This is a genomic window from Amycolatopsis dongchuanensis, from assembly GCF_039542405.1.
Classification (GTDB): domain Bacteria; phylum Actinomycetota; class Actinomycetes; order Mycobacteriales; family Pseudonocardiaceae; genus Amycolatopsis_E; species Amycolatopsis_E sacchari.
This window is the reverse complement of sequence record NZ_BAABIB010000074.1, coordinates 33,842-60,751: the sequence shown is the minus strand read 5'-3', so window position 1 is coordinate 60,751 and position 26,910 is coordinate 33,842. Positions and strand designations below refer to the sequence as shown.

23 protein-coding genes are annotated in these 26,910 nt (G+C 70.2%); 13 read left to right on the top strand and 10 right to left on the bottom strand.

Translation table 11 applies throughout. From position 1 onward, the window contains the following. Window positions 1–25: 25 nt before the first annotated feature. Window positions 26–1,996, bottom strand: a complete 1,971-nt coding sequence (acs, locus tag ABFX51_RS17485) for an acetate--CoA ligase (RefSeq protein ID WP_346054256.1) — start codon at window positions 1,994–1,996, stop codon at window positions 26–28. Window positions 1,997–2,243: 247 nt separating this feature from the next. Here acs and ABFX51_RS17480 point away from each other — a divergent pair, with 247 nt between their 5' ends. Together ABFX51_RS17480 and ABFX51_RS17475 are read left to right on the top strand one after the other, a co-directional pair. Beyond that, the gene (locus ABFX51_RS17480; protein WP_091515907.1) at window positions 2,244–2,738 is read left to right on the top strand and encodes a phosphoribosyltransferase; all 495 of its coding nucleotides are present in this window, start codon (window positions 2,244–2,246) and stop codon (window positions 2,736–2,738) included. Beyond that, window positions 2,735–3,460, top strand: a complete 726-nt coding sequence (locus ABFX51_RS17475) for a Fic family protein (RefSeq protein WP_346054255.1) — start codon at window positions 2,735–2,737, stop codon at window positions 3,458–3,460. The genes ABFX51_RS17480 and ABFX51_RS17475 overlap by 4 nt, the downstream gene beginning before the upstream one ends. Before the next feature lie 721 nt (window positions 3,461–4,181). Here the strand turns inward: ABFX51_RS17475 and ABFX51_RS17470 are convergent. From ABFX51_RS17470 to ABFX51_RS17445, 6 genes are all read right to left on the bottom strand, one after another. Further along, entirely contained in the window at window positions 4,182–5,111 is a 930-nt protein-coding gene (locus ABFX51_RS17470) for an N-acetylmuramic acid 6-phosphate etherase (protein ID WP_091515899.1), read from the bottom strand. 20 nt (window positions 5,112–5,131) lie between these two features. Beyond that, entirely contained in the window at window positions 5,132–6,124 is a 993-nt protein-coding gene (locus tag ABFX51_RS17465; RefSeq protein WP_177228982.1) for a MurR/RpiR family transcriptional regulator, read from the bottom strand. Between the two features lie 253 nt (window positions 6,125–6,377). After that, window positions 6,378–8,123, bottom strand: a complete 1,746-nt coding sequence (locus ABFX51_RS17460; RefSeq protein ID WP_091515896.1) for a serine hydrolase domain-containing protein — start codon at window positions 8,121–8,123, stop codon at window positions 6,378–6,380. Window positions 8,124–8,130: 7 nt separating this feature from the next. Further along, window positions 8,131–9,369, bottom strand: a complete 1,239-nt coding sequence (locus tag ABFX51_RS17455; protein ID WP_091515944.1) for an exo-beta-N-acetylmuramidase NamZ family protein — start codon at window positions 9,367–9,369, stop codon at window positions 8,131–8,133. After that, the gene (locus ABFX51_RS17450) at window positions 9,366–11,162 is read right to left on the bottom strand and encodes a glycoside hydrolase family 3 protein (RefSeq protein ID WP_245783405.1); all 1,797 of its coding nucleotides are present in this window, start codon (window positions 11,160–11,162) and stop codon (window positions 9,366–9,368) included. The genes ABFX51_RS17455 and ABFX51_RS17450 overlap by 4 nt, the downstream gene beginning before the upstream one ends. Window positions 11,163–11,711: 549 nt before the next feature. Then, a complete protein-coding gene (locus ABFX51_RS17445) occupies window positions 11,712–12,542 on the bottom strand; it encodes an HAD family hydrolase (protein WP_091515891.1) in 831 nt (276 codons plus the stop codon). A gap of 455 nt (window positions 12,543–12,997) precedes the next feature. Here ABFX51_RS17445 and ssd point away from each other — a divergent pair, with 455 nt between their 5' ends. The 8 genes from ssd to ABFX51_RS17405 all read left to right on the top strand — a co-directional run bounded on the left by ssd (window position 12,998) and on the right by ABFX51_RS17405 (window position 18,525). Further along, the gene (gene ssd, locus ABFX51_RS17440) at window positions 12,998–14,068 is read left to right on the top strand and encodes a septum site-determining protein Ssd (RefSeq protein ID WP_091515888.1); all 1,071 of its coding nucleotides are present in this window, start codon (window positions 12,998–13,000) and stop codon (window positions 14,066–14,068) included. Continuing rightward, complete coding sequence (locus ABFX51_RS17435; RefSeq protein ID WP_091515886.1) at window positions 14,065–15,273, top strand: TadA family conjugal transfer-associated ATPase; 1,209 nt, start codon at window positions 14,065–14,067, stop codon at window positions 15,271–15,273. Before ssd ends, ABFX51_RS17435 begins: the two co-directional genes overlap by 4 nt. After that, the gene (locus ABFX51_RS17430; protein WP_091515883.1) at window positions 15,261–16,034 is read left to right on the top strand and encodes a type II secretion system F family protein; all 774 of its coding nucleotides are present in this window, start codon (window positions 15,261–15,263) and stop codon (window positions 16,032–16,034) included. Before ABFX51_RS17435 ends, ABFX51_RS17430 begins: the two co-directional genes overlap by 13 nt. Window positions 16,035–16,165: 131 nt before the next feature. Beyond that, window positions 16,166–16,591, top strand: coding sequence for a type II secretion system F family protein (locus ABFX51_RS17425; protein ID WP_425425887.1), 426 nt, complete (start codon window positions 16,166–16,168; stop codon window positions 16,589–16,591). Between the two features lie 39 nt (window positions 16,592–16,630). After that, complete coding sequence (locus tag ABFX51_RS17420; RefSeq protein WP_091515878.1) at window positions 16,631–16,858, top strand: DUF4244 domain-containing protein; 228 nt, start codon at window positions 16,631–16,633, stop codon at window positions 16,856–16,858. Next, entirely contained in the window at window positions 16,858–17,226 is a 369-nt protein-coding gene (locus ABFX51_RS17415) for a TadE family type IV pilus minor pilin (protein WP_091515876.1), read from the top strand. Before ABFX51_RS17420 ends, ABFX51_RS17415 begins: the two co-directional genes overlap by 1 nt. Next, on the top strand, window positions 17,213–17,551 hold the full coding sequence (locus ABFX51_RS17410; protein WP_091515874.1) for an Rv3654c family TadE-like protein: 339 nt from the start codon (window positions 17,213–17,215) through the stop codon (window positions 17,549–17,551). Before ABFX51_RS17415 ends, ABFX51_RS17410 begins: the two co-directional genes overlap by 14 nt. A gap of 350 nt (window positions 17,552–17,901) precedes the next feature. Continuing rightward, window positions 17,902–18,525, top strand: a complete 624-nt coding sequence (locus ABFX51_RS17405; RefSeq protein ID WP_091515872.1) for a bifunctional DNA primase/polymerase — start codon at window positions 17,902–17,904, stop codon at window positions 18,523–18,525. On the opposite strand, the gene ABFX51_RS17400 is transcribed toward ABFX51_RS17405, so the two are convergent. Then, window positions 18,495–21,362: a DEAD/DEAH box helicase gene (locus ABFX51_RS17400; RefSeq protein WP_346054254.1), complete on the bottom strand. Its 2,868-nt coding sequence runs from the start codon at window positions 21,360–21,362 to the stop codon at window positions 18,495–18,497. The genes ABFX51_RS17405 and ABFX51_RS17400 overlap by 31 nt on opposite strands. A 235-nt stretch (window positions 21,363–21,597) precedes the next feature. Here ABFX51_RS17400 and ABFX51_RS17395 point away from each other — a divergent pair, with 235 nt between their 5' ends. Both ABFX51_RS17395 and ABFX51_RS17390 read left to right on the top strand, forming a co-directional pair. After that, the gene (locus ABFX51_RS17395) at window positions 21,598–23,889 is read left to right on the top strand and encodes a sodium-translocating pyrophosphatase (protein WP_346054253.1); all 2,292 of its coding nucleotides are present in this window, start codon (window positions 21,598–21,600) and stop codon (window positions 23,887–23,889) included. Window positions 23,890–24,025: 136 nt separating this feature from the next. Continuing rightward, window positions 24,026–24,622, top strand: a complete 597-nt coding sequence (locus tag ABFX51_RS17390) for a hypothetical protein (protein WP_346054252.1) — start codon at window positions 24,026–24,028, stop codon at window positions 24,620–24,622. Here the strand turns inward: ABFX51_RS17390 and ABFX51_RS17385 are convergent. Then, the gene (locus ABFX51_RS17385; RefSeq protein ID WP_091515865.1) at window positions 24,612–25,379 is read right to left on the bottom strand and encodes a MerR family transcriptional regulator; all 768 of its coding nucleotides are present in this window, start codon (window positions 25,377–25,379) and stop codon (window positions 24,612–24,614) included. The two genes, ABFX51_RS17390 and ABFX51_RS17385, sit on opposite strands and share 11 nt — an antisense overlap. 120 nt (window positions 25,380–25,499) lie before the next feature. Between ABFX51_RS17385 and ABFX51_RS17380 the strand changes: the two genes are divergently transcribed. Further along, entirely contained in the window at window positions 25,500–26,090 is a 591-nt protein-coding gene (locus ABFX51_RS17380) for a hypothetical protein (protein ID WP_091515862.1), read from the top strand. Here ABFX51_RS17380 and ABFX51_RS17375 read toward each other — a convergent pair. Next, a complete protein-coding gene (locus tag ABFX51_RS17375; RefSeq protein WP_346054251.1) occupies window positions 26,059–26,895 on the bottom strand; it encodes a S1 family peptidase in 837 nt (278 codons plus the stop codon). The genes ABFX51_RS17380 and ABFX51_RS17375 overlap by 32 nt on opposite strands. Window positions 26,896–26,910: the final 15 nt, after the last annotated feature.

Here is a 26,910-nt window from a genome sequence, read left to right as displayed (position 1 = left end):
GAAGGGGGCCTTCGTCGTGCCGGGGTCAGTCCTCGCTCTTGCCGGACTTCAGCCCGGCGGAGATGAGGTCCATGACGGAGCTGTCGGCGAGGGTGGTGACGTCGCCGATCTGGCGGTTTTCGGCCACATCACGCAGCAGGCGGCGCATGATCTTGCCGGAGCGGGTCTTGGGCAGCTCGGGCACGACCATGATCTGCCGCGGTTTGGCGATCGGTCCGATCTCCTTCGCGACGTGGTTGCGCAGTTCCTGCACGGCTTCCTCGCCGCCGTCGACCGCGTTGCCGCGCAGGATCACGAACGCGACGATGCCCTGCCCGGTGGTGGGGTCGGTCGCGCCGACCACGGCGGCCTCGGCGACGGTCGGGTGCGAGACCAGCGCCGACTCGACCTCGGTGGTGGAGATGCGGTGGCCGGACACGTTCATCACGTCGTCCACGCGGCCCAGCAGCCAGATGTCGCCGTCGTCGTCGTACTTCGCGCCGTCACCGGCGAAGTAGTAGCCCTGGTCGGCGAAACGGGACCAGTAGGTCTCCTTGAAGCGCTCGTCGTCGCCCCAGATGCCGCGCAGCATCGACGGCCACGGCTTGTCCAGCACCAGGTAACCGCCGCCGCCGTGCGGGACCTCCTTGCCGGTGTCGTCCACGACGATCGCCGAGATGCCGGGCAGCGGGGTCTGCGCGGAACCGGGCTTGGTCGCGGTGACCCCGGGCAGCGGGGAGATCATGATCGCCCCGGTTTCGGTCTGCCACCAGGTGTCGACCACCGGGGCTTTGCCGGCGCCGATGTGTTCGCGGTACCAGATCCAGGCTTCGGGGTTGATCGGCTCACCCACCGACCCCAGCACCCGCAGCGAGGACAGGTCGTACTGGGCGGGGATGTCGTCGCCCCATTTCATGAACGTGCGGATCAGGGTGGGGGCGGTGTAGTAGATGGAGACCTTGTAGTTCTGGATGATCTCCCAGTGCCGGCCCTCGTGGGGGGTGTTGGGGGTGCCTTCGTAGACGACCTGGGTGACGCGGTTGGCCAGGGGCCCGTAGACGATGTAGGAGTGCCCGGTGACCCAGCCGATGTCGGCGGTGCACCAGTAGACGTCGCGGCCGGGTTTGTGGTCGAACACGACGTGGTGGGTGTAGGCGACCTGGGTGAGGTAGCCGCCGGAGGTGTGCAGGATGCCCTTGGGGCGGCCGGTGGTGCCGGAGGTGTAGAGGATGAACAGCGGGTGTTCGGAGTCGAACGCCTCCGGCGTGTGCTCGGGGGACTGGGCGTCGACCAGGTCGTGCCACCACACGTCCCGTTCGGGGTCCATGGGGACGTCCTCGCCGGTGCGGCGCACCACGATGACCTTCTCCACCGACTCGGCGCCCTCCAGGGCCTGGTCGACGTTGGCCTTCATCGGGGCGGCCTTGCCGCGGCGGAACTGCCCGTCGGAGGTGATGACGATCTTGGCGGCGGCGTCGTCCACGCGGGAGCGCAGCGCGGCGGGGGAGAACCCGCCGAACACCACGCTGTGCAGGGCGCCGATGCGGGCGCAGGCCAGCATCGCCACGATCGCCTCGGGGATCATCTGCAGCTGGATCGCGACCCGGTCATGGGCCTTGACCCCCAGCGACAGCAGGGCGTTCGCGGCGCGGGAGACGTCGTCTTTGAGCTGGGCGTAGGTGATGTCGCGGGTGTCGCCCGGTTCGCCGACCCAGTGGATGGCGACCTGGTCCCCGTGCCCGGCCTCGACATGCCGGTCCACACAGTTGTAGGCCACGTTCAGCTTGCCACCCACGAACCACTTCGCGAACGGGGCACCGGACCAGTCCAGCACCCGGGACCACTTCGTGTCCCACGTCAACCGCTCCGCCTGCTCCGCCCAGAACGCTTCCCGGTCGGCGTCCCCACGCTCGTACCACTCGGCGGTGGCGTTCGCCTGCGCGGCGAACTCCGCACTCGGGGGGAATGTCCGGTTCTCCGTGAGCAGGTTGGACAATCCGGGGGACTGCTCTGTCATGGTGCACGGCCTCCTGAAGTTACGGATCTGTGGCTGACGCCGGAAGCACGGTAGCGACGTTAGTACGCAGCGCGAAAGGGTGCAGCCGAGCAGGCCGCGCGACCTGCTCTTTCGCCCCTGGTTCACGCCCATCCTCGCACGCCTGCCACCGCAAGTGGCCGTGCTGAAACAGTGCTTTCGGCGTTGTGCGGCAGGCCATTCTGCCGGGACATATGCTCGCGGTGATCGGTGGCCGCGAGGAGGGCGAATGGCGGAGCGGGAAGAGCTGACCTGGGAGTTGTTCGGGTCGGCCAGCAAGGAGCTGGCGCAGGCGATCGCGGACAGTGGGTACGAGCCCGACCTGATCCTGTCGATCGCGCGCGGCGGGCTGTTCGTCGCCGGTGCGCTGGGGTACGCGCTGGACGTGAAGAACCTGCACGTGATGAACGTGGAGTTCTACACGGGCGTCGACCAGCGGCTCGACCTGCCCGTGATGCTGCCGCCGGTGCCGAACGCGGTCGACCTGGCCGGCGCGAAGGTCCTGGTGGCGGACGACGTGGCGGACACCGGTGCGACGCTGAAGCTGGTGCGTGACTTCTGCGCCGACCACGTCGCCGAGGTGCGCTGCGCGGTGATCTACGAGAAGCCGCACTCGCAGGTGCAGTGCGAGTACGTGTGGCGGCGGACGGACAAGTGGATCAACTTCGCCTGGTCGAAGGAGCCGCCGGTGGTGCGGCGCGAGGGACAGGTGCTGGACGCGTGAGTGATCCACTGGCGCCGCTGCTGGAGCTCGACGGCGTCGCGGAAGCGGTCAAGGCGGCGCAGGACGCGGTGTTCGCGGTGCACCGCCACCCGGCCAACCTGCGCGGCGGCTCGGCGACGGCGGCCGAAGCATCGGTGCGGGCGGCGCGTGCCTCGGCCGCGATCGACGGTGCGGACCCGGAAATCCCCGCGGACGCCGCGGTGAAGGACCCGGTGCTCGCCGGGGCGTTGCGGGTGGCGGAGGCGCTGGAGTCGCTGCTGCCGACGTGGCGCCGAGCGCCGGGCCAGGCGCTGGCGCGGATGCACGTACTGGCGGCGGCGGACCTGGTGGAGTCCGCAGGCGATCTCGGTCGCCCGCGGCCGGGTGCCGGAGCGCGGCTGGAGTTGCTGTCGCAGCTGGTGACCGGGGCGACGTCGGTGCCCGGTCCGCTGCAGGCGGCCGTCGTGCACGGTGAACTGCTGGCGTTGAGCCCGTTCGGCACGGCCGACGGGGTGATCGCCAGGGCCGCGGCCCGCCTGACGATGGTCGCGACCGGTGCGGACCCGAAGTCGTTGTCCGTGCCCGAGGTGGCTTGCCTGCGGCGCCTGTCCCAGTACCGGGCCGCCGCGGAGGCGTTCGCATCGGGCGAGCCGGACGGGGTGCGCGGCTGGCTCCTGTTCTGCTGCGAGGCGATGGAGAAGGGCGCCCGGGAGGCACGCGGCATCGCCGAAGCCGCGAGTTGACGCCCGGGGTTGGGCTCAGTCGAGGAGAGTCAGCGTCGCTTCCCGTTGCCCACCGGGTTCGTCACGACGGACGTGATGCCCTTGACGGCAGTGATCCATTTCGTCCGGGAATTGGTGGACGAGTGCGGCTTCAACAGAGCCCGCCCGACAACCGTCCGCTTGGCTTTGCCGCCTTTGCGACTGCCCTTGCGTCGGTTTCTCGCCCTGGCTTGATTCTCGGCAGCTGTAGTACCGGGAAGGTAGCGGCCCACACGTTCCCCGAGGTGATGCTTCGGGTGAAGCGTCGCATTCAACTCAAGCGCGACTGACCCGCGGCGACCGCTCACCTTTTCACCGGCGAGATTCCGTTGTCCATCACCCAGACAGTGGCAACACACCGCTTCTGCGCAATAGTGTCCGCACTTCGGGCAATCCCACATTCGCGCCACGCAAACCCCCAGGCCATGTGCAAGCTGGTTGTGCTGATCCAGTCGCACGGGAGTTGACAGCCGTTACGCATCTTCGTTTGGAAGGTACAGCGAAATCCAGGGACGAGGAGGGCGCTTTCGCGGCAGACACCGATCGCCTCAAGAAGTGCCCTGACGCGGTAGCTTGCGCCACCCGGCCCCCATGTTCAAGAGCGGTTTCAGTACGGGTTCCGCCCCCATCCGCCGCCGTACGCGAGCGTGATCGAGAAAGCGCTTTCCGGGACCGCGACCCGCGAGCCGCGGTCCGGGAAGTGCTACGCCGAGCAGGCCGCGCAGGCGTCGACCGCTTCGCGGACGTGGCCACCGCTCGCCGCGAGCATCGCGGTCGCCGTGGGGGCGTCCACTCCGCACAGCAGGTGCATCAGCGCCACCTTGAGATCACCGTCCGCCTGGGCGAGTGCGTCGGCGCATTCGCGTTCGCCCGCGCCCGTCGCCTCCCGGAGGATGCGCAGCGTCCGGCCGCGCAGCTTCGCGTTCGTGGCGCGCATGCTCACCATCAGGTTCGAATACGTCCGGCCGAGCTTCACCATCGTCGCCGTCGAAAACGCCGTGAGGATCTGCTTCTGCGCCGTCCCCGCCTTCATCCGCGTGGAACCGGCGATCACCTCAGGCCCGGTGTCGACCGCGATCAGCACTTCCACCCCGGCAGGGCGCATCGCCCGCGGGTTGCCGGACACGAGCGCGGTGTGCGCACCTTTGCGGTGCGCGGCGAGCAACGCGCCCAGCACGTACGGGGTGCGCCCGGACGCGGTCAGCCCGAGCACGAAATCACCCGGCTCGACCGACGCCGAAAGCTCCTCGGCGCCTGCCTTCGCGTCGTCCTCGGCGTTCTCCACCGCGCGCTGCAGCGCCTGCGCGCCACCGGCGTGGTGCGCGACGAACCAGTCCTCCGGCACGTTGTAGGTCGGCACGAGTTCGGCGGCGTCCAGGACGGCGAGCCGCCCTGACGTACCAGCGCCGACGTAGTGCACGCGGTGCCCGTTCCGCAGCGCCTCCACCGCGTAGTCCACGGCGTCCGCGAGTTGCGGCAGCACCGCGGCGACGGCTTCGGGCACCCGGCGGTCCTCGGCGTTGATCACGCTGAGGATCTCGCGAGTCGGCAGGCGGTCGATGTCTGTCGTCCGGGGATTGCGTTGCTCGGTCGGGGAATCGACGTGCACTACCTGACTCGGCACCGTCATCATGCGCCTCATTTCAGTTCTGCTCACTTACCGGTTTCACGGGGACGCCTCCTGCCGTCCGGCCGCACGCCGAGCCGGTGCGCGCCGACCGCTTCCCTGGTGGCGTCCAGCGCCTGGGAAGCGGCCTCCATGTGGCGCTGGGCCACACCGATGAACAGGCAGTCGATGACCGTCAGCTGCGCGATGCGGCTCGCGGTCGCGCCGGAACGGAACGTGGTTTCCCGCGCGGCCGTGGTCAGCACGTAGTCCGCGACCTCGGTGATCGGGGAGCGCGGGAAGTTGGTCAGCGCGACGGTGGTGGCACCGTGCTCACGCGCGACCCGCAGTGCCTCGACCGTGTCGGTGGTCGCGCCGGTGTGGGAAACGCCGATCGCGACGTCGCCGGGGCGGAGGACCGCCGCCGAGGTGAGCATGATGTGCGTGTCGGACCACGCGAAGGACACGCGTCCGATGCGGTGCAGCTTCTGCTGCAGGTCGGCCGCGACGAAGGCGCTCGCGCCCACGCCGTAGACGTCCACGCGGCCGGCCTCGGCGAGCGCCTCGATCACGTGCTCGAGCGTCGCGATGTCGAGCTGGTCGGCGGTCTCCTCGACGGCACGGGCATCGGCGAAGCTGACCTTGCCGACGACCGCGGCGAGGTCGTCGTCCACGCCGATCTCCCCGCCCAGGTTCCTGGTCGACCGCGCCTCGGTCCGGGCGGTGTCGGCAGCGAGAGCGATGCGTAACTGCGGGTAACCACCGACGCCGACGGCCTTGCAGAATCGGGTGACTGTGGTTTCGCTCGTGTTCGCCGCGAGCGCGACCTCGGTGATGCTCCGGCGGGCCACGGCCGACGGGTCGTCGAGCACGACCTTCGCCACCCGCTGCTCGGCACGGGCCAAACCGGGCAGAAGCGACCGAATCCGCACCAACGGGCTGCTTTCAGGCTCTCTGCCTGCGGGAATCGCTTCCGTCGGTGCCGACGCGGTTACGGAATCGGTACCCGACTCCGTGGGAAAGTTACCAACCGTAGGCATTTGAGACAAGGCTACCCACATCCTTCGGGATGATCGCAACTCGCCCGCCCCTGCACGGCCGAGCTGCGCTGACTCAGTTGCCCAGAAAGTCGCCAACCAGGTCAAAGTTGTTAACGTCGAGTTGTTAACGACTTGGCAACTTGTTGTGGTTCCCGAAACAGCCGACGATCGTCGGTAGCCCGCCCGTTCGTCCAGTGCTAGAGGACGCCCGGCCGCATGGTAAGCCGCTTCCGGCTCGAAATCCCGATCTCGGCTAGCGTGAGTTTCGCACCCAGCCGATCGCTGAGAGTGACGTAGAGCGCGCTTCGTCATCCAACAGAGTGCTGTTGTTGCTGGTTATTCGGACACCGTCCACAGCGACGCCCCGGCCGGTGTAGGAGGTGTCCGTGGTGTAGCGCCAGCGAAGAATCACCCGGGCGGACGCCGGTACTTCTGCCGTCACCCGCCACCAAGATCGATGCCCGTGTCCGCTCAAAGACGTGACCGTGCCGGGCGGAGCGCCACGACCAGCGGCGTGTAACGGCACCGCTTGCCATGTAACGCCGTCTTCGCTGGCCTCCAGAACGAGCGGATCCGTGGCTTCGGTGTCGACGAAGGCGTCGAATTCGACCCGCGTCGCGCCAGGGGGCTGTAACACCGGTGTCGTCAGGGTGCCGGTGCTCGAATTGCCCAGACCGCTGAACCACGCCTCCGGCCCGTGCACGGGCTCGACCGCCATCGCCTTGGCGAGCGCCGTCGCCCAGGTCTCGCGGGCCAGGTTGATCGACCCCCAGTTCCGCGAGGGGTGCACCCGGTTGGTCAACAGGATCGCGATCGACCGCGACTCCGGATCCAGCACGAACGTCGTCCCGGTGAACCCGGTGTGCCCCGCCGTCACCGGCGAGGACAAGGCGCCCATGTAGAACATCTGGTCCAGCTCGAACCCGAGGCCGTGCTCGTTCCCCGGGAAGGCCTGGTTGTGGTTCGTCAGCATCTGCTGCACGGTCTCCGGGCGCAGGATGCGCGCATCCCGGTAGCTGCCGCCGTTGAGGATCGCCTGTCCGAGCACCGCCATGTCCCCTGCGGTGGAGAAGATGCCGGCGTGCCCGGACACGCCCCCGAGTGCCCACGCGTTCTCGTCGTGGACCTGCCCCCGCACGAGGCCACGCGGCGGGTTCGTCTCGTACTCGGTCGCGGCTATCCGGTCGAGCTTGCTCGCCGGCGGGTTGTAACCGGTGTCGGTCATGCCCAGCGGCTGCGTGATGCGGTCGTGCACCACCTTGTCCAGCGGCGAACCCGTGAGCTGCTCGACCAGGAACCCCAGCGTCATCAGGTTGATGTCGGAGTACAGGTACGCGGTACCGGGCGGGTGCACGAGCGGGCTGTCGAGCACCGCCTTCCGGCGCGCGGGGATGTCGGCGTACCCCTGCCAGAGCGAAGGACTGGGGTCGGCGTCGAGCCCGGACGTGTGGGTCAGCAGCTGCTGCACCGTGACGTCCTGCTTGCCGTTCGCCGCGAACTCGGGCAGGTAACGCGCCACCGGCGCGGAGAGGTCGACCTGACCGGACTCGACCAGCTGCATCACGGCGATCGACGTGAAGAGCTTGGTGATCGACGCCATGTCGAAGATCGTGTCGGGGCGCATCGGCACCTGTTGTGCGGCAGGAAGTTCGGTGCCCGCGGCGTCGGCGTAGCGCAACGCCTGCCCCGTCGCGTACTGGTCGACGATCACCCCGTCGTGCGCCAGGAGCCCCACGGCGCCGGAGAAGCGCGGATGCCCTGTCTCGCGATCGCTTTGCGTCCAGTTCTCCAGGAACTGCTCGGCCGCGTGGATCGGGGCCCCGTCGAGACCGACCTCCGCGGGCGCACCCGGCCGCAAGACGGTGTTGGCGGGCGCGAAGCCCTGCTGCGGCCGGTCGAACCGGCCCACCCACGGCTGGTGCACCTCGGCGATGGCGCTCGCTCCTGGCAGGGTCAGGGCCGCGACGAACAGCGCGACCACGAGTTTGCCGATACGCATGACAACCTCACCAGTAGATCAAGTAGGGCCGTCGGCGGCTCACGAACCCCGCCAGCTCGGCCTGCCACGACCCGACGACCTCGTCCACCCCGGCACCCGCGTCGATCATCGTGCGCAGCCGGCCGGAGCCGGACAGCTTGTCGATCGCCAGGTCCGGCCGCCAGCCGAACAGGTCGGGGTGCAGCTTCTTCGCGGTCACCAGCATCGCCACGGCTGTGCGGATGGCGTCGAACGAGTGCGGCTCGGTGACCGTCAGCTGTACGCCCCCACAGGTCTCGTTGACGAACTTGCCGAACGTGGGCACGAAGTAGGTCTCGCGGAACTCGACGCCAGGCAGGTGCAACGCGGAAAGAGCGTCCCGCCACCGCCAGTCGACGCCCGGCGCACCGATGATCTCGAACGGACGGGTGGTGCCGCGTCCTTCGGAGAACAGGGTGCCCTCGAACAGGCAGAGCCCGGGGTACACGAGCGCGGTGTCCGGGGTGGGCATGTTCGGGCTCGGCGGGATCCACTTGAGCCCTGTCTGGCCGAACAGCATGTCGCGCCGCCACCCGCGAACCCCCACGACCTCCAGGTCGAGGTCCGCGGACGGCAGGAATTCACCGGTGAAGAACCGGGCGAGCTCACCGACCGTCATCCCGTGCTGCTGCACGATCGGCTGCAGGCCCACCCCGGAAGCGAACCGGGGATCGAGCATCGGCCCGAGCGCCGTGCCGCCGACCGGGTTCGGCCGGTCGAGGACGACGAAGGTGGCGCCGACGCGAGCCGCGGCGACCATCGCCGTGTACATGGACCAGATGTAGGTGTAGAAGCGGGCACCCACATCGGCGATGTCGAAGACGATCGTGTCCACCTCGGCCTTGGTGAACATCGCCGCGAGGCTGTCCGCGCTGGCGCCGTACGCGTCGTACACCGGGATTCCCGTGCGGGGGTCGGTGTAGTTGCCCTCCGAACCACCTGCCTGGGCGCTGCCCCGGAAGCCGTGCTCGGGACCGAAAGCCGCGGCCGGACGGACTCCCGCCGCAACCATCGAGTCGACGATGTGGGTGAAGTCGGCCAGCACGCCTGTGGGATTGGACAGCACCCCGACCTTGCGGCCCGCGAACCTGCGCCAGCCCTGTGCCGCGAGCTGATCGGCGGCCGGGACCACCCCGGGCGGAACGGCTTCGGCGATCGCCGAACCCCCGGCGAGCAACGGGGTCGCGACGGCACCTGCCGCGAGGAACCCGCGACGGTTGAGGCTCACCACGTCAGCCCCGTCCCGAAGGGGTACAGGACGGTCCGCCCGTCACTGCCCGCCGGGATCGACACCGGCAGCTTGCCCTGCGGCGAGATCTTCCCGAGCAGCACCATGGCCAGCGAACGCATCGTGACGTCGCGCCAGTCATACGTCGCCACCCACGTCGGCACGTCGGCATAACCCGGGTCGTACGGCTCCTGGACGGTGACCGCGACGACGGGTTTGCCGGTAGCCAGCAGACTCCGGACCAGATCCTGTTGCGCCGTCGACGTCCGCAGCCCGTTCGTCAGGACCACCACCGTGTCGGACCGCTGCGCCGCGGAGACCGCCTCGTCGATCTGGCTCGCCGTCGGGCTCGCACCCGTGGACACCGCCGTGCCGCCGAGCTCCTTCGCCAGGGTGGCGACCGGTTCCGCCGGATAACCGGGATAGCTCGGGTTGTTCCAGCCCGCGACCAGGATCCGGCCCGGGTTCTTGAGCGGCAACAGCCCGGCGTCGTTGCGCAGGACGGTCGTGGTGCGGTCGGTCAGCTGCTGGATCGCCGCCAGGTGCTCGGGTGTGCCGACCGTGCGGTTCACCGCCCGCTCGTTGACCAGTGGCTTGGCGAGGATGCCGCGCTTGATCTTGAGTTCCAGGATGCGCAGCACGCTCTGGTCGATGCGCTGCTCGGTGAGCCTGCCGCTCCTGACCGCGTCGAGCACGCCGTTGATCGCGACCCCGAGGTCCGGCGGCATCAGCATCTGGTCCACGCCCGCTTCGAGCGCCAGCACGGGGATCTCCGAGTCGGGGTGCAGCTGCCGGACGCCCGCCATCTGCAGCGAGTCGGTGACCACCACACCCTGGTAACCGAGTTCGTTCCGCAGGATGCCGGTCATGATCGGCTTCGACAGCGTGGCCGGCTCTCCCGACGGGTCGAGGCTCGGCACCGTGATGTGGGCGGTCATGATCACGTCGATACCCGACTTGATGGCCGCCTGGAACGGCGGCAGGTCGATCTGCCGCCACTGCTGCTCCGTGCGGCTGATCACCGGCAGGCCCGTGTGGCTGTCCGTCGCCGCGTCACCGTGCCCGGGGAAGTGCTTGGCCGCGGAGGACACGGTCTGCGTCGCGGGCCCGGCGTCCTGGTACCCCTCGACCTCGGCGGCGACGAGCTCTCCGGTCAGCGCGGGGTCCGCCGAGAACGAGCGGGACCCGATGATCGGGTTGAGCGGGTTCGAGTTCACGTCGGCGTCCGGCGCGAAATCCTGGTTGATCCCCATGGCACGCAGTTCGTGCCCGTTGATCGCGGCGAGCCGCCTGGCGTCCTCGGCGCTGCGGCCCGCGCCGACCGCCATGTTCGCCGGGTACTCCGTTGCCGGCGCGGCGATCCGCGTGACGCGGCCGCCCTCCTGGTCGATCGAGACGATCAGGGGCAGGCGCGCTCCGGAGGACAGGGCCGCGCGCTGCAGGCCGTTGGACAGCTTCGCGACCTGGACGGGGTCGTCGACGTTGTCCGTACCCGCGTTGTTGAAGTAGATGACCCCGCCGGGGTGGTAGCGCTCGACCACCTGGGCCGGGGTGTCGACGCCGTACTTCGTGCGGTTGCCGGGGTCGGCCTGGTCCGCGGACTTGCCCCACACGTCGGCGACGAAGAGCTGCCCGACCTTCTCCTCGAGACTCATCCCCCGCAGCAAGGCAGCGGCCTGCCGGTCGACACCCGGAACCCCCGGTTGCGCACCCGCCTGTCCGGCGGCACCGACCCCGGTCACGACGAGCAGACCGGCGACGAGCGCGGCGAGCGCATGGTTCCTCCGGATCACGAACGGCCTCCCTCCAGTGCCGGCCACCGCGGAAATAATTCCACCGGAAGCGGCCGGTACGGGGAAGCTACTCACTCGCCGGGACGCAGGTCAACGCTCGTATGTCTTTCGGCGTACGCCGTTTCGGGGTAAGGGGTTCGGCCCCGACCCGGCGTTCCTGCGGTGCGGCGGCGTGCGGAACGCCGGGCGTCGGGGAACCACCCCCCGAACGTGCGCGGGCGCCGCCGGCGGTGAGGCCGGCGGCGCCCGCCGGCGCGGACCACTCGGGTGACCAAGCGTGCAACTCGTGTCGTACCTACGTGGACTCGGCGTCCGGCGTCCCGGCACGCAGTCCCTCGACGACAAGCCTCCCGCGGCGCGCTGCGCGTGGGTGCCCGGAGGTCCGCGCACGGAGATCTTTCGGGGTGGATCGGGGCTCATCTTCGTCCCGTTCCCTGGCCGACAAGATGTCCGCACTCACTTTGTACCCAGTGATGGCGGTCACTTCAAGGGGTCTGTCGAGTGCACCGGTACAGAGACTCGATTCGGTGATGAGAGCACGCTGAGCGACTATTCTGGACTGCCGCCGCGCTTGCGCCGGGCCAGTCCGTACCAGGTCACGCCGGCCGCGGCCATCGCTCCCAGGCCGACTCCGACGGCGAGTGTCGTGGCGGACGGCGCGGGGATGCGGTTCCGCAGGGAAACCGGGTTGTCGAAGGTCAGGATCGGCCAGTTCCGTTCGGTCGCGAGCCGTCGCAGCGCGCGATCCGGGTTCACCGCGAACGGGTTGCCGACGACCTCCAGCATGGGCACGTCCGTGCTCGAGTCCGTGTACGCGAAGCAGCGCGACAGGTCGTAGCCGTGATCCGCGGCCAGCTGCTTCGCCGCGACGGCCTTTTGCTCGCCGTAGCAATAGAAATCGACCTGACCCGAGTACCGGCCGTCGACGACCTCCATCCTCGTCGCGACGCTGCGGGTGGCGCCGATCATGTCCGCGATGGGCGTGACGACCTCCTCGCCCGCGGCGGACAGCACGATCACGTCGTGCCCCTGCGCCTTGTGCGACGCGATCAGCTCGGCGGCCTCCTCGTACACGAGCGGATCGACGATGTCGTGCAGCGTCTCGTTCACGATCGCGCGAACCTGGGCCACGTCCCAGCCCGTGCAGAGCGCCGAGATCTCCGCGCGCATCCGCTCCGTCCTGCCCTCGTCCGCGCCGGACAGCGAGAAGACGAGCTGTGCGTACGCGCTCTTCAGCGCGGCTCGCCTGCTGATGAGGCCCTGCCGCATCAGCGGTTTGCTGAAGGCGAGCGCGCTGGACGACGCGATGATCGTCTTGTCGAGGTCGAAGAAGGCCGCGACGGGGCCTGTGCTCGCCGGCGAGCTGGTCGGTTCTGCCACCCGTTCAGGATAGAAGCTTTCCGCCAGCGCGCCGGTGAGGTGACGACGGGTGCTTGCCCCGGCGGGTGAATCCGTTACCCCGCTTGGAAAACGTTTGCTGGTGACGTTATCGAATTGTGGGTCTGCCGAAAGGCGCTCGGGCGCTGGTCCCGGAGTTACAGTGGGGCGACCGGTGATCCACCGGCTTGGTTCAGCCCGACCCCCCGGGGCTGAACCCCCGGCGACCCCCGCCCCTCCCCCCTGGCGGGGGTCGCCTCTTCCCTGGTCGGGACACTCCTGTTGATTTCGCCCATCAGTGCGAATCCTGTGCGGGGTGAATCACGATCCAGCGAGTTGTCCACAACACCCCGGTTGTCCACAGCCTGCCCAACTCCTTCTTGTCCTTCCCCGCTCCGCCGGGCAAGGCTGTTCCCAACTCGATTTCCTTCCCGTGAACCGCTTTCCTGGGGGTAGCGATGACCGACGTCCGTCCGCTCGTGATCGTGTCCGACGAGGCACTGCTCGACGAAGTCCTGCGGCTCGCCGCCGCGGTGGGGTGCGCCGTCGAGCGCGCACCGGACCTGGCTTCGGCGGGCGCCGCGTGGGCGAGGGCGCCGTTGGTGCTCATCGACGAGGAGGTCGTGGAAGGCGAGGTCGGATTGCCCCCGCGGGCGAAGGTCTTCCTCGTCACGAAGGGCGAACCGAGCAAAAGTACCTGGGCGAGTGCTTTCGCGGCCGGAGTGGAGGAGGTGCTGTCCCTGCCCGATGCCGAGCCGGTACTCGTCGGTGCGCTGGCCGACGTCGCGGAGGGGCCGGGTGTGCCGGGTGGTTGCGTGGTGGGTGTGATCGGCGGTCGCGGTGGTGCGGGCGCTTCGGTGTTCGCCTCGGCGCTCGGCATGGCTGCCGGGCAGGACGGTGCGCTGCTGGTCGACTGTGACCAGCTGGGTGGCGGGCTCGATCTCGTGCTCGCGGCGGACGCGGCGGAAGGCGCACGTTGGCCCGCGCTGTGCTTCGACGGCGGCCGCGTTCCCATCGAGGCGCTGCGCTCGGCGTTGCCCGAGCACCGGCATCGGCTCGGGCGGTTCCCCTTCGTCTCCTGTGACCGCAAGGGTGATGGGCCGACGAGCCAGGCCGTGGCGTCCGTTGTGGACGCAGGTCGCCGCGCGGGGATGGCGGTGGTCTGCGATCTGCCACGGCACCTGAACGCGGCGGGCAGGGCCGCCGTCCAGCGGGCGGATCTGATCGCACTCGTGGTGCCTGCCGAGGTGCGGGCGTGTGCGGCCGCGCGGCGTGTGGTCGAGGGACTGGGCGTGGACAAGGTACGGCTCGTGGTCCGCGGTCCCGCGCCGGACGGGCTCATGCCGCAGGACGCGGCCGAGCACATCGGCATTCCCCTGTTGACGTCGATGGCCCCGGAGCGGTACCTCGACCGTCACTTGGAACGCGGGGAGTTCGTGCCTCGTCCGCGGAGCCCGCTGATCACCGCCGCCCGGATCGTGCTCGCGGCGGCACGCCAATGGGCTCGCCCGCACGAGGTGGCGGCGTGAAGGGGGAGTTGCTGGAGCGCGTCCGTCTCCGGCTCGCGGGCAGCGGCGCCCCGACGGACCCGATGGCGCTCGCGGAAGCCGTGCGTGCGGAGGCCGGCCGTCCGGTCGGCCACGGGGAAGTGCTCGACGCGCTCCGGGTGCTTCGCCACGAGTTCACCGGAGTCGGCCCGCTGGAGTCCTTGCTCAGCGAAGGAAGCACCACCGACGTGCTCGTGACAGCGCCTGACGAGGTGTGGGCGGACGGCCCGGAAGGCTTGCGGCGCACGGATATCCGGTTTCCCGACGAGGAAGCTGTTCGCAGGCTGGCACAACGGCTGGCGCTCGCGGCGGGCCGGAGGCTCGACGACGCGCAGCCCTATGTGGACGGTTGGCTGCCCGGCAGCGGGCCACGCGGACGGGTCCGCCTGCACGCTGTGCTACCGCCCGTGGCGGCGGATGGCACGTGCATCTCGCTCCGGGTCCTGCGGCCCGCGGTGCACGACCTCGAGACACTGAGGACGCTCGGCACCTTCGACACCGCGGGCGCCGCACTAGTCAAAGCCGTCGTCGACACCCGGCTGGCGTTCCTGGTCACCGGCGCGACCGGGGCGGGCAAGAGCACGCTGCTGGCGGCCATGCTCGGCGCCGTCGCGCCGCAGGAGCGCATCGTTTCCGTCGAGGACGCGGGCGAGTTGCAGCCGGAACACCCGCAATTCGTCCGTCTGATCGCCCGTCCGCCCAACATCGAGGGCGCCGGTGAGATAACCCTGCGCGATCTCGTGCGGCAGGCGCTGCGCATGCGGCCGGATCGGCTGGTGGTCGGCGAGGTCCGCGGACGTGAAGTCTGTGAGTTGCTCAACGCGCTCAACACGGGCCATGAAGGGGGCGCGTGCACCGTACACGCGAACTCTCCGTCGGAGGTGCCCGCTCGCCTCGAAGCGTTGGCGGCACTGGGAGGTCTGTCCCGCGATGCCCTGCACAGCCAGCTCGCCGCGGCCGTGCAGGTGGTCCTGCACATGCGCCGGGACGGTGCCGGCAGGCGCCTGGCCGAAATCGGGGTTCTGACCCGGGAAGACAACGGCGATGTCCGCGTACTGCCGGTTTGGTCGAACGGCAGCTGGACGAAGCGCCGAGTTCTCCTGACCAGCCTGCTGAAAGGCCGCGGAGTCCGCTTCTGCCAGGGCGGGCTCCTCCAGGAAGCGGAGGGGGAGTCATGCCGGACGTGATGCTGGTTTGTGTGGCCGCCGCCCTTTTGCTGTGGCCCGCGATCAGACCGCCCAAAGCTCGCCTTGCCGCGCTCACGCGCGTCGAGCCGCGTCGGCGCTCCGCCACTCTGGATCGACGCTGGTTGGTGGCACTTGCGGTGGTGCCGGTCGTCGCGCTGTCGGGGCCTGTGGGCGGCGTGGGAGCGGCATTGCTGGTGCTGGCCGTGCACTGCCACCGGAAGGCGCGGAAGCGATTCCGGGCCGAGGTGACGACCGCGAATTCAATGGCAGAAGCGCTCCAGGCCCTCGTGGCCGAGCTCCGCAGCGGTGTCTCGGCGGTCACCGCTGCCGAGCGAGCTGCCCGCGATGCTCCGGCCCCGGTCGCGCCGGCGTTGCGTGCGCTGGCTGTCTCGGCGCGGTTCGCCGTCGACCTTCCTCGGGGCGCGGAACCGCACGACCAGGTCGCACAAGCCTGGACGCTCAGCCGGCGGCACGGGCTGCCGCTCGCCGAGTTGCTCGACGCCGTCCGGCGGGACGTCGTCGCCCAGGCCCGCTTCATGACGAGAGCCGACGCGAACATGGCTGGGCCACGAGCCAGCGCCGTCGTACTCGCGATCCTGCCCGTGGTCGGGGTGCTGCTCGGAGAGGCGATCGGAGCGCATCCCCTGCACGTCCTCGTCGCCACCCCGCCGGGGCAGGTCGTCCTCATGCTCGGCTCGGTACTGCTCCTGGCCGGGGTCGTCTGGAGCGAGCGTCTGACGAGGCTTGGAGTGGCGCGATGAACAGCGCGAGTCTCGCCCTCGTGGCCGCTGCCCTGCTGGTACTGCCCGCACGGAGGAAGTACACGTCGTCTCTCGGCCGCCGCCCGAAGCCTTCGAGTCTTCCTCGACTGCGGAAGCGCCGGTCCAGGCCCGTGTGCCTCGCAGGAACGTGGGACCTGTTCGCCGCCTGTCTGCGTGCGGGGCTGCCGATTCCGACGGCGTTGTCCGCGGTCACCGGAGATCTGACTGGTCCCGACGCCGACGCTCTGCGAGCGACCGCGAACCTGTTGCGCCTCGGTGCCTCTCCCGCCGAAGCATGGGCGCCGGCGCGAGCCGGTCCGGGCACCGCGGAGCTCGCGAGAGCAGCTGAGCGCACGGCGCGCTCGGGAAGTGCGCTCGCGGATGTCGCGGAAGAACTGGCGGACCGGCTCCGGGCCGCACTGGTTGACGAGGCGGAGGCCAAGGCCCAGCGAGCCGGGGTGCTCATCGCCGGGCCGCTCGCGCTGTGTTTCCTCCCCGCCTTCCTCTGCTTCGGGGTGGCACCGGTCGTACTCGGGCTCGTAAGCCAGTTCACCTGAACCAACCGCTACTCGAACAACTACGGAAAGGACCCAGGCATGTACTGGCAGGCAACCGGGCGTCACAGCCAGCGCAAGATCCGCTGGTGGCGTCGCTGGCTCCGCCCCTTCACGAAGGCGGACGACGGGATGAGCACCGTCGAATACGCGATCGGCACCGTGGCCGCGGCGGCGATAGCGGCAGTCCTCTACAGCATCCTGAGCGGTGACACGGTGGTCTCGATCCTGACCAACCTGATCATGAGTTCGCTGTCGTTGAAGACCTGATGACCGGAACGGCGACTCATGAGCGGGATCGTGGCGCTGTCACCGTCGAGGCAGCGATCGCTCTCACCGCGCTGACGCTCGTGTTCGGTTTGCTGCTCGCCGGCCTCGTCGCGGTGGTCGGGCAAGTGCGGTGCACCGACGCGGCAGGTGAGGCGGCTCGTCTCGCTGCCCGAGGAGACCGGACCGGCGCCGAGATGGCCGCGGCGCGGATCGCCCCCGTGGGAGCGCGGATCACCATCGAGGCGACGGGAGAGGAGGTCGTGGTCGAGGTGGCGGCCGAACCGATCGGCGGCCTGCTTCCCGGCGTCCACCTGCGGGGGCGCGCTTACGCACTGCTCGAGCCTGGAGTTCCCGATGCTCCGGGATGACAGGGGCGTGGCGACGGTCTGGACGGCGGTGGCCACCACCGCGCTGGTGGCCACCGCGGGGCTGCTGTTCTCGCTCGGCTCGGTGATCGTGACCCGGCACCAGGCCGCCGCGGCCGCGGATCTCGCGGCGCTCGCCGCGGCGGGACGCGCCGAACAAGGCGATCTCGCGTGCCAGGCCGCGGAGGCCGTGAGCAGGCGGATGGGGGTCCGGCTCGTCGTCTGCCGTTTCGAGGAGTGGGATGCGCTCGTCGAAGTGGAGGCCGACGTACCGGGCGCCTGGGGAAGCCTTTCGGCGCGGGCGAGGGCGGGACCGGCGGCGCGATGAGCGGCATCTGCCGCGGCGAACGGAATCACCGCGGCAGCGGATGGACGGTCGGTCCCGAGCGGCGAGCGGTCGGGTGGCCGAACGGGACGAGTGGTGGTCGAGGGCGTGAAACCCCTTGTAGGGCAAGGAAGAAGTGTGTGATGGCTCACGATCGGGGGACAAGCCTCGATGCCGTTGGTCGTCGCGCGGTGATCGACAGCGGGCCTTCAGCGCGGGCGGTGGTGCGACGTTCACTCGTCGTTCCGGAGCGGCCGGTTGTCGAGCGCCCACTTCCGGCACTCTGCAAATTGCCGTTTATTGAGATCAGAAAGCCACCGCGGGCGGTGGAGCGAACGAGGAGTTGTTGACGGATGTTGGACACGGATTGGTCGGATAGCTGGCGGGACGCGTTCCGCATCGAGCTGCGTGCCGAGGCGATCGGACTCGCCTGGCACGGGTGGCCGGTGCTGCCCGGCACGGTTCCGGCGAACGAGGCCGGTGCCGAGGCGTGGTCGGGACCGGTGCCGGTGCACCACGACTGGGCCGACCGGCTCGGCGCCCACCCGGGCGAGGTCGCGCAGTGGTGGAGCGGCAACCCGTACAGCCTGCTGGTCGGCACGGGCTTGGTGCTGGACGCGGTCGAGGTCGACGTCGAGCTGGGCAAGCGCGCCGCGCGTCTGCTCCGCGCGACCGGTCACCCCGCGCCGATCGTCGCGACGCCGGACGGTCGCTGGCTGTTCCTGACCACGGTGGCAGGCAACCTCCCCGAGCAGCTCGCCACCAGCGGTGAGGTGCGGTGGCACGGTGAGGGCAGCTGGATCCCGCTGCCGCCCACCCCGTTCCAGCACGGTGTCGTGCACTGGCGCGTCCGGCCCGACGTGTGGAGCTGGCGTCTGCCGGAGGCCGATGTCGTGCACTCGGTCCTCATCCGCGCTCTCGACCAGTCCGCTGCCGCGGACCGGGCTCAGCTCGTCGCGGCGGTGTCCGCGGCCTGAACCTCCACGTGGCCGTACCGGCTCCCGTGCTGACGCACCGCCCCGAGCACGGTGTCCAGTACAGCCACCGCCCCCGCCTTGTCCAGTGGGTCGTTGCCGTTCCCGCACTTCGGTGACTGCACACAGGACGGGCATCCCGCCGGGCACTCGCAGGAGACAATGGCCTCCCGCGTAGCGGCCAGCCAAGGGACCAGAGCGGCAAAACCGCGATCGGCGAATCCCGCGCCTCCGGGATGGCCATCATGCACGAACACCGTCGCCTCCCCGGTGTCAGCGTGCAGCGCGGTCGACACCCCGCCGATGTCCCAGCGGTCGCACGTAGCGAAGAGCGGTAGCAGGCCGATCGCCGCGTGCTCGGCGGCATGCAGGGCGCCGGGGATGCGCGCGGGCTCCAGCCCAGCGCCCCCCGGCGTCCTGCCACTTCCCCCGCCAGTCCTCACCGGAGGCGCCCCGGTCTCGGCCGGATCCCCGCCGTTCCCCGCCGAACGCGCGCCGGTTCCGATAGGACGCTCGCCGGTTCCCGTCAGCCGCTCGCCGGTCTCGGCCGGGTCCGTGCCCGCAGCGACCGCAGGTACGCCGTCCTCCGCCGCGAGTCCGCCGATTCCCGCCGAACGTCGGTTGGCTTCAACCGCACGGGCGCCGCTCCCGGCCGGAGTTTCACCGCTGCCAGCCAGCGTCTCGCCAGCCGGAGCCTGTCCACTCCCACTCGCCGCCTCGCCGACCCCGTCGGCGAGCCTCGCGGCCACCCCAGCCCGCACCTCCCCAGCCGCCACCGCCCGTCGCGCCTCGGCTCCCGCCACCGGCCGCTGGGCCTCGGCTCCCGCCACCGGCCGTCCCGCCTCGGCTTCCGTCACCGGCCGCCCTGGCTCGGCTCCCGCCTCGGGCTCGGCCGCCATCCGGGCGCCCTCGAGGAGCTCATCCGAGATCGTGTACCAGACTGCGCGGGTTTCCAGGCGCTGGGCGGGCAGGTCGAGCGCCACCTGGTCCAGGATCTCCCCCGACGGGCGGCGGCGCAGGTAGCCCACCACCTGCGAAGTCACCGCCACGTCGCCGAGACAGACCGTCACGCCGCCGTAGTCCACCCGCTCCTGCACGGCCAGCACGCTGATGTCCGCCAGCTCGCGCGCCGACGTCGTCCACTCCGGGTCCTCCGCGTGCACCAACGCCACCCCGGCCTCGAGATCCAGCTCGTCCACCACGTACGACGACCCCTGGTGCAGGTACACCGCGCCCGGGTGCACCGTCGCGCACGCCGAACCCGGGTCGACCGTGCCCAGCAACCGCGACGTGTCCGCCTCGACCACCGCGATCTGGTCCCCACCGGATCCACGGATGTCGACCTCGTACTGCGGCCTGTCCCGCGACGTCCAGTACCAACCACTCGGCCGCCGACGCAGCACGTTGTCCGCCACCAGCGCGTCCAGCACGCCACGCGCCGCTTCACCGCCGAACGTGTCCAGCTCCTGCGCCGTCAGCGGCAACTCCGCCGCCGCACACGCCAGCTGCGGCGCCAGCACGTACGGGTTCGCGGGATCCAGCACCGCCGTCTCCACCGGGCGCTCCAGGATCGCCGCCGGGTGGTGCACCAGGTACGTGTCCAGCGGATCGTCGCGCGCGACGAAGACCACCAGCGCCTCGTCACCCGACCGGCCCGCGCGACCCGCCTGCTGCCAGAACGACGCGAGCGTGCCCGGATAACCCGCCAGCACCACCGCGTCCAGCCCCGCGATGTCCACACCCAGCTCCAGCGCGTTCGTCGTCGCCACGCCCAGCAGCTCACCGGACAGCAACGCGCGCTCCAGCTTCCGGCGCTCCTCCGGCAGAAAACCCGCGCGGTACGCCGCGACCTGCTCCGCCAACGCCGGGTCCACTTCGGACAGAATCCGTCTGGCACCCAGCGCCGTCAGCTCCGCGCCACGCCGCGACCGCACGAAAGCCAGCGTGCGTGCGCCCTCCACCACCAGCTCCGCCAGGATCCGTCCCGCCTCGGCACCCGCGGACCGGCGCACCGGCGCCCCGTTCTCCCCCGAAAAGTCCTCCAGCAGCGGCGGTTCCCACAACGCGACCGTCCGCGCCCCACGCGGCGAGGCGTCCTCGGTCACCGCCTCGCAATCCTGCCCGATCAGGCGTGACGCGAACTCCGCGGGCGAAGCCGTCGTCGCGGACGCCAGCACGAACACCGGCGACGACCCGTAATACCGCGCCACCCGCTGCAGCCGCCGCAACAACAACGCCACGTGCGACCCGAACACGCCGCGATAGCCGTGGCACTCGTCGACGACGACGTACTTCAGCTTCCGGAACAACCGCGACCACCGCGCGTGCGAGGCAAGGATGCCGCGGTGCAGCATGTCGGGGTTCGTGAACACCCATCGCGCGTGCGCCCGCACCCAGTCCCGCTCCGCCATCGGCGTGTCCCCGTCGTAGGACGCCGCCCGCACCCCCGCGATGTCCAGCTCCGACACCGAACGCAGCTGATCGGCACCGAGCGCCTTCGTCGGCGACAGGTACAGCGCACACGCCTTCTCGTCCTCGACCAGGTCCGACAGCACCGGCAGCTGGTACGCCAGCGACTTGCCCGACGCCGTCCCGGTCGAGATCACGACGTTGCGACCCGCGTGCGCGAGGGACGCGGCCTCGATCTGGTGCGCCCACGGCTGGTCCACCCCGCACTTGCGGAGCGCGGCGACCACGTCCGCGTCGGCCCACTCGGGCCAGTCCACGCAGCGGGCCCGCCGAGCCGGCTGCTCGGCCACGTGCGTCACCGGGTTCGCCGACTCCGGGATCCCCGCCGTGACCCGGCCCAGCAACCGGCGGGCGCGCTCGATCTCCGCCACCGATCCAGGATCGCACACGTGTACGACAGCCCCGCCGCATTACGCGTTGATCATGAACAGTGAGCAGACTCACATGCACGCAGCGTGTTCATTGCGGGACGCCCTGACCGTGGCGAAGTCACTACCAATACACTCCGGCAAACCGACACCACTTGTGGTGTACATCCCATGCCAGCGTCGGCATTGCTTCCGCGGTGAGGCCGTCGCTGGTGCAGGCGACGTTTCAGGAGGACGGATGTCCCGGCAATTCCTCGCGGAGGGCCTCGAGCTCTCCGGGGGTGACTACGCCATCGCAGGCGTGGTCGCCGTGGTCGCCCTGATCGCACTCGTCATCGGCTACTTCCTGCTCAAGGAGGTGCTGGCCACGGGCCAGGGCACCGCCAAGATGCAGGACATCGCCAGGGCGGTGCAGGAGGGGGCGGCTGCTTACCTCAAGCGGCAGCGCAACACACTCTCGATCTTCGGCGTGGTGGTGTTCCTGCTGCTCTTCGCGCTCCCGGCGGACGACTGGAACGAGCGCATCGGCCGCTCGATCTTCTTCCTCTTCGGCGCCGGTTTCTCCTTCACCATCGGCTACCTCGGCATGTGGCTGGCGACGAGGGCGAACCTGCGCGTCGCCGCCGCCTCGCGGGAGCAGGGCGGCAGGGAGACGGCGATGCGGGTCGCCTTCCGCACCGGCGGCGCCGTCGGGATGTTCACCGTCGGGCTCGGCCTGTTCGGCGCGGCCGTCGTGGTGCTCGTGTACACGGGGCACGCGCCGAAGGTGCTGGAGGGCTTCGGCTTCGGCGCCGCGCTGATCGCGATGTTCATGCGTGTCGGCGGCGGCATCTTCACGAAGGCCGCCGACGTCGGCGCCGACCTCGTCGGCAAGGTGGAGCAGAACATCCCCGAGGACGACCCGCGCAACGCGGCCACGATCGCCGACAACGTCGGTGACAACGTGGGTGACTGCGCCGGTATGGCGGCGGACCTGTTCGAGTCCTACGCGGTGACGCTGGTCGCCGCGCTGATCCTGGGCAGCACCGCGTTCGGTGCGGACGGCCTGATCTTCCCGCTGATCGTGCCCGCCATCGGCGTGATCACGGCGGTCATCGGCGTCTACATCACCAAGGCGCGGGCGAACGAGAGCGGCCTGACCACGATCAACCGCTCCTTCTACATCTCCGCGATCATCTCGGCGGTGCTGTGCACGATCGCCGCGTTCGTGTTCCTGCCCAGCTCGTTCGCCGAGTTCGGCCCGGAGTACGCCAACGACGGCAACCCCGCCGTGATCGCCTTCGTCGCGGTGCTCATCGGCATCGTGCTGGCGGGTCTCATCCTCCGCCTCACCGGTTACTACACCGGCACCGAGCACGGCCCGGTGAAGAACGTCGGCAAGACGTCGGAGACGGGTGCCGCGACGGTCATCCTCTCCGGTATCTCGGTGGGCTTCGAGTCCGCGGTGTACACGGCGGTCGTCATCGGTGCCGCGGTGTTCGGCGCGTACCTGCTCGGTGGCGCGGTCGCGCTGTTCGCGGTGGCGCTGGCCGGTACCGGCCTGCTGACCACGGTCGGTGTCATCGTCGCGATGGACACCTTCGGCCCGGTCTCCGACAACGCGCAGGGCATCGCCGAGATGTCCGGTGACGTCGACGAGAACGCCGCGCAGACGCTGACCGAGCTGGACGCGGTCGGCAACACCACGAAGGCGATCACCAAGGGCATCGCGATCGCCACCGCGGTGCTCGCGGCGACGGCGCTGTTCGGCTCCTACCAGGACTCGATCACCAAGGCGCTGAGCGGCATCGGCACCACCGCCAGCGGCGTGAAGTCGTTCATCGACACCATCGTCAGCCCGAACACGCTCGTCGGTGTGATGATCGGTGCCGCGGTGGTGTTCATGTTCTCCGGTTTGGCCGTGAACGCGGTTTCCCGCGCGGCGGGCGCGGTGGTGTACGAGGTGCGCCGCCAGTTCCGCGAGATCGCCGGGATCATGGAGGGCACCACGCGGCCCGAGTACGGCAAGGTCGTGGACATCGTGACCCGCGACTCGCTGCGTGAGCTGGCGACGCCGGGTCTGCTCGCGGTATTCGCGCCGATCGCCGTCGGCTTCGGCCTCGGCACGGGTGCGCTCGCCGGGTACCTGGCGGGTGCGATCGCCACCGGCACGCTGATGGCGATCTTCCTCGCCAACTCCGGTGGTGCGTGGGACAACGCGAAGAAGCTGGTGGAGGACGGCAACCACGGCGGCAAGGGCTCCGAGGCCCACGCCGCGACCGTCATCGGTGACACCGTCGGCGACCCGTTCAAGGACACCGCCGGTCCGGCCATCAACCCGCTGATCAAGGTGATGAACCTGGTCTCGGTGCTGATCGCGCCGGCGATCGTGCAGTTCTCGGTCGGTCCGGACGCCTCGTTCGGCGTGCGGCTGGCGATCGCGCTGGTCGCGCTCGCGATCATCGTGGTCGCGATCGTGGTGTCGAAGCGGCGCAGCACGGTCATCTCCGACTCGCCGGCGTCGACGCAGGAACCCGCGAAGACCGCCTGAGTTCGAACCGCCGCGGGCCCGTCACACGTGCGTGTGTGGCGGGCCCGTTCGGTTCTCCGGTGGCGGGGGCAGGGTTTGCGGAGAGCGATCATGTCGGTACCGTCGAGAGAAGTTCGCGTTGGCGGGAGGTGTTCGCGTGCGACCCGGGAAGGTCGGTTTCCTGGCGCTGCTCACGGGTCTGGGTATCGGGCTCTCGGGCTGCGGCCAGCCACCTGCCGAGCCGGGTGCGATCCAGTCGGGTGGTCCCGGGCTTTCCCAGCGTGACGTGCAGCGACAGGACGAGATCACCCGCTGGGCCAACGACTACTGCGTGGCCGTCGGTTCGCTCGTGGACAACCTGGCGACGATGCCCACGGTCGATCCGAGCACGCCCCGGCGGGCCGTCCAGACCTCCAGCGCCCTGCTCGGCTCGATGATCGGCGGCCTCGACCGCGCGGTCGCCGGGCTGCGGGCGCTCCCTGCCGCGCCCCTGCCCGAGGGGGACTCCGTGCGGACCGACACCGTCACCGAATTGAGTGGTGTTCGGGTCCGCGCCGCCGAGGCGAAGGCACGCCTCGACGACGCGGGTGACGCGCCGACGATCGACCAGGCCACGCTGGGCGAAGCCCGCGGCCCGCTGGACGAGGTGGCGAAGCTGAACCTGCTGTCCGGCCTCGACGCCGTCCCCGACCTGCGGACCGCGGTCGCCCGCGCCCCGGTCTGTCAGCAGCTGACCGTTCGCACTACCGAGTGAGCCGCGCGGCGGCGAACGCCGCGATCGCGTCCCGCAGGTACTCCGCGAACCCCGGGTGCACGGCCTCGTACTGCCTGCGGAACCGTTCGTCCTCCGCGTAGGCGCGGCCGAGGCCCGTGTAGGACTCAGCGTCCGGCGTCCAGTGGTTCTTGATCCACTCGTAGTGGCCGGCGACCGCGTCGAGCACCCGCTCGTCGTCGACCGGGACGCCGGCCTTGGCCAGCTCGGCGAGCTTCGCCGTGGCCTCGCTGCCCTGGCGGTTGACCTCGTCCCACTTCTCCTTCGACCAGTTCTTGCTGCGCTCGTAGGACTCGGTGGCGGTGTCGCCCCACCGGTCCGCGGCCTCCTTCGCGAGCTGCTCGGCCTTCTCGGAGCCGGGCGCGAAGCCCTCGAACATCCGCTCCACCTGCATCTCGATCCCTCCTTCCAGTTCGGTGATGGTGCGGGCGACGGTGGCGGCGAGCCGGTCCAGCCGATCGCGCTCCGCCAGCAGCCACTTCCGGTGCAGTCGCAGCCCCTCGGCCTGCGAAACCGAGCCGGACAGGATCTCCGCGATCCGGTCGAGGCCCAGCCCCAGCTCCCGCAGCAGCAGGATCTGCTGGAGCCGCACCAGTTGTTCGCGCCGGTAGAAGCGCCTCCCGCTGGGATCGGTGTGGTCCGGTGGCAGCAGGCCGATCTCGTCGTAGTGCCGCAGCGTCCGCGAAGTGACCTTCGCCAGCCGTGCGACCTGCACGATCGACAGGACCTGATCCGCCATCTCGCCTCCTCCCGTCGTCCCTGGAACCGAAGGTAGAGGTTGACGCTACGGCAACTTCAAGACTTTTTCCCACGTTCAGGACTCGCGGGGAATCGAACGGATGTTCTACCCTGGTGCGCTGTGGAGCAGCTCTCGTTCTTCTCGGCGGAGGCGAGCGGGCCCCGGCTCGCCGACCTGGCCGGAGTCCTGTGCGGGCAGGGGCGGATCGTGAGCTTCGGCCGCACGGCGGCCCGGCTTTCCGTGCCGCTGACCGAGCTGTGGCGCGCCAAGGTCCTCGCCGCCGAGTTCGCGCGGCGCGGGGTGCACGCGGACGTGCTGCGGGACGAGGAAGGGCTGCTCGTGCGCACCGCGTTCCGGGCCGACCTCATCCACCTGGCCAGGGCGTGGCAGCCGGGTGAGGAGAAGAAGCCGCCGCCGGGTTTCCGGCTGACCGGCGGCGCGTTGCGGATGTGGGCGCTGGCCGCCGGGCAGCCCAACGGCAACCACTACCTGCTCGCCGTGGACGAGGACGCCGGGGAGCTGCTCGCCGGTGCCTGCCGCCAGCTCGGCCTGCCCGCGCAGTGCGTCGGTCCGCGGGCGGGCGGCCCCGCCGTGCGGGTCACGGGCAAGCGCAGGCTCGCCACCCTGGAGGAGCTGATCGGGGCGCCGCCGCCCGCCGCCGTGGACGTGTGGCCCGGCTTCAGGCCCCCGGTGCCGGAGACCGCCGCGTGAGCGCGGCGGGCCTGGGCAACGCGCAGCCCGGCCGGTCCAGCGCGATCTCGCTGTTCACGAGGCAGGGGACGAGCAGGGCGGTCTGCTGGCCGTAGGAACGGCCCTCCAGCACCGTGACGGTGCCCTGTTCGTCCACCTCGCAGGGGTTGTCGACGGTGCAGGAATAACCCTCGTCGTTACCGGTGTTGTTGACGCCGACGACCTCGCCGGTGGCCGTGTCGACGACGGGTGAGCCCGAGGTGCCGTGGATGGTCTTGCACTCCGGCGTGTACCGGATCGAGTTCTTCCAGGTCCAGTCGCCCTCGCGCAGTGAGTACAGCACCCGCTCGATGGAGCAGGTCCACGTCCGCTGGAAGAAGCCGGAGATCACGCTGATGCGGGTGCCCTCCTTGGCGGGCGCAGCGGCGAGCGTCAGCGCCTGTCCGCCGAGGGCCGTGAGCTGGTCGTAGGTGGAGTCGAGCTGGTACAACGCGACGTCGGTATCGGTCATCGTGGCGTAGACGAGTTTCGTCGAACGCAGCGTGGTGAGCTCGGAGCCGTCCTCGCGGAGCAGGTGCATGGTGCGGTTCGTGGGCCGGTTCAGCACCACGACGCCCGGTGCGGGCATGCCCGCTTCGTCGCAGTGACCGTTCGTGAGCACGAGCGCGTGGTCGCCGCCGCGGGAGTCCGGGGTGCGGACGACGGCGCCCGAGCAGTTGCTGAGCTCCACCGTTCCGGCGTAACCGCCGGTGGGCGCGGCTGTCGCGGGCAGCGTGCCCAGCGCGAGGAACAGCGTGAACAGGACGAAGAGGCAGCGGCGGACCATGACGCCGCAGCGTAG

Excerpts from the sequence above, each read along its gene's own strand:
- ABFX51_RS17460 (WP_091515896.1), bottom strand. The coding sequence starts at position 8,123 with ATGCGTATCGGCAAACTCGTGGTCGCGCTGTTCGTCGCGGCCCTGACC.
- ABFX51_RS17410 (WP_091515874.1), top strand. The coding sequence starts at position 17,213 with ATGCTCCGGGATGACAGGGGCGTGGCGACGGTCTGGACGGCGGTGGCC.
- ABFX51_RS17415 (WP_091515876.1), top strand. The coding sequence starts at position 16,858 with ATGACCGGAACGGCGACTCATGAGCGGGATCGTGGCGCTGTCACCGTC.
- ABFX51_RS17465 (WP_177228982.1), bottom strand. The coding sequence starts at position 6,124 with ATGCCTACGGTTGGTAACTTTCCCACGGAGTCGGGTACCGATTCCGTA.
- ABFX51_RS17375 (WP_346054251.1), bottom strand. The coding sequence starts at position 26,895 with ATGGTCCGCCGCTGCCTCTTCGTCCTGTTCACGCTGTTCCTCGCGCTG.
- ABFX51_RS17385 (WP_091515865.1), bottom strand. The coding sequence starts at position 25,379 with ATGGCGGATCAGGTCCTGTCGATCGTGCAGGTCGCACGGCTGGCGAAG.
- ABFX51_RS17395 (WP_346054253.1), top strand. The coding sequence starts at position 21,598 with ATGTCCCGGCAATTCCTCGCGGAGGGCCTCGAGCTCTCCGGGGGTGAC.
- ssd (WP_091515888.1), top strand. The coding sequence starts at position 12,998 with ATGACCGACGTCCGTCCGCTCGTGATCGTGTCCGACGAGGCACTGCTC.
- ABFX51_RS17420 (WP_091515878.1), top strand. The coding sequence starts at position 16,631 with ATGTACTGGCAGGCAACCGGGCGTCACAGCCAGCGCAAGATCCGCTGG.
- acs (WP_346054256.1), bottom strand. The coding sequence starts at position 1,996 with ATGACAGAGCAGTCCCCCGGATTGTCCAACCTGCTCACGGAGAACCGG.
- ABFX51_RS17430 (WP_091515883.1), top strand. The coding sequence starts at position 15,261 with ATGCCGGACGTGATGCTGGTTTGTGTGGCCGCCGCCCTTTTGCTGTGG.
- ABFX51_RS17480 (WP_091515907.1), top strand. The coding sequence starts at position 2,244 with ATGGCGGAGCGGGAAGAGCTGACCTGGGAGTTGTTCGGGTCGGCCAGC.
- ABFX51_RS17405 (WP_091515872.1), top strand. The coding sequence starts at position 17,902 with ATGTTGGACACGGATTGGTCGGATAGCTGGCGGGACGCGTTCCGCATC.
- ABFX51_RS17470 (WP_091515899.1), bottom strand. The coding sequence starts at position 5,111 with ATGATGACGGTGCCGAGTCAGGTAGTGCACGTCGATTCCCCGACCGAG.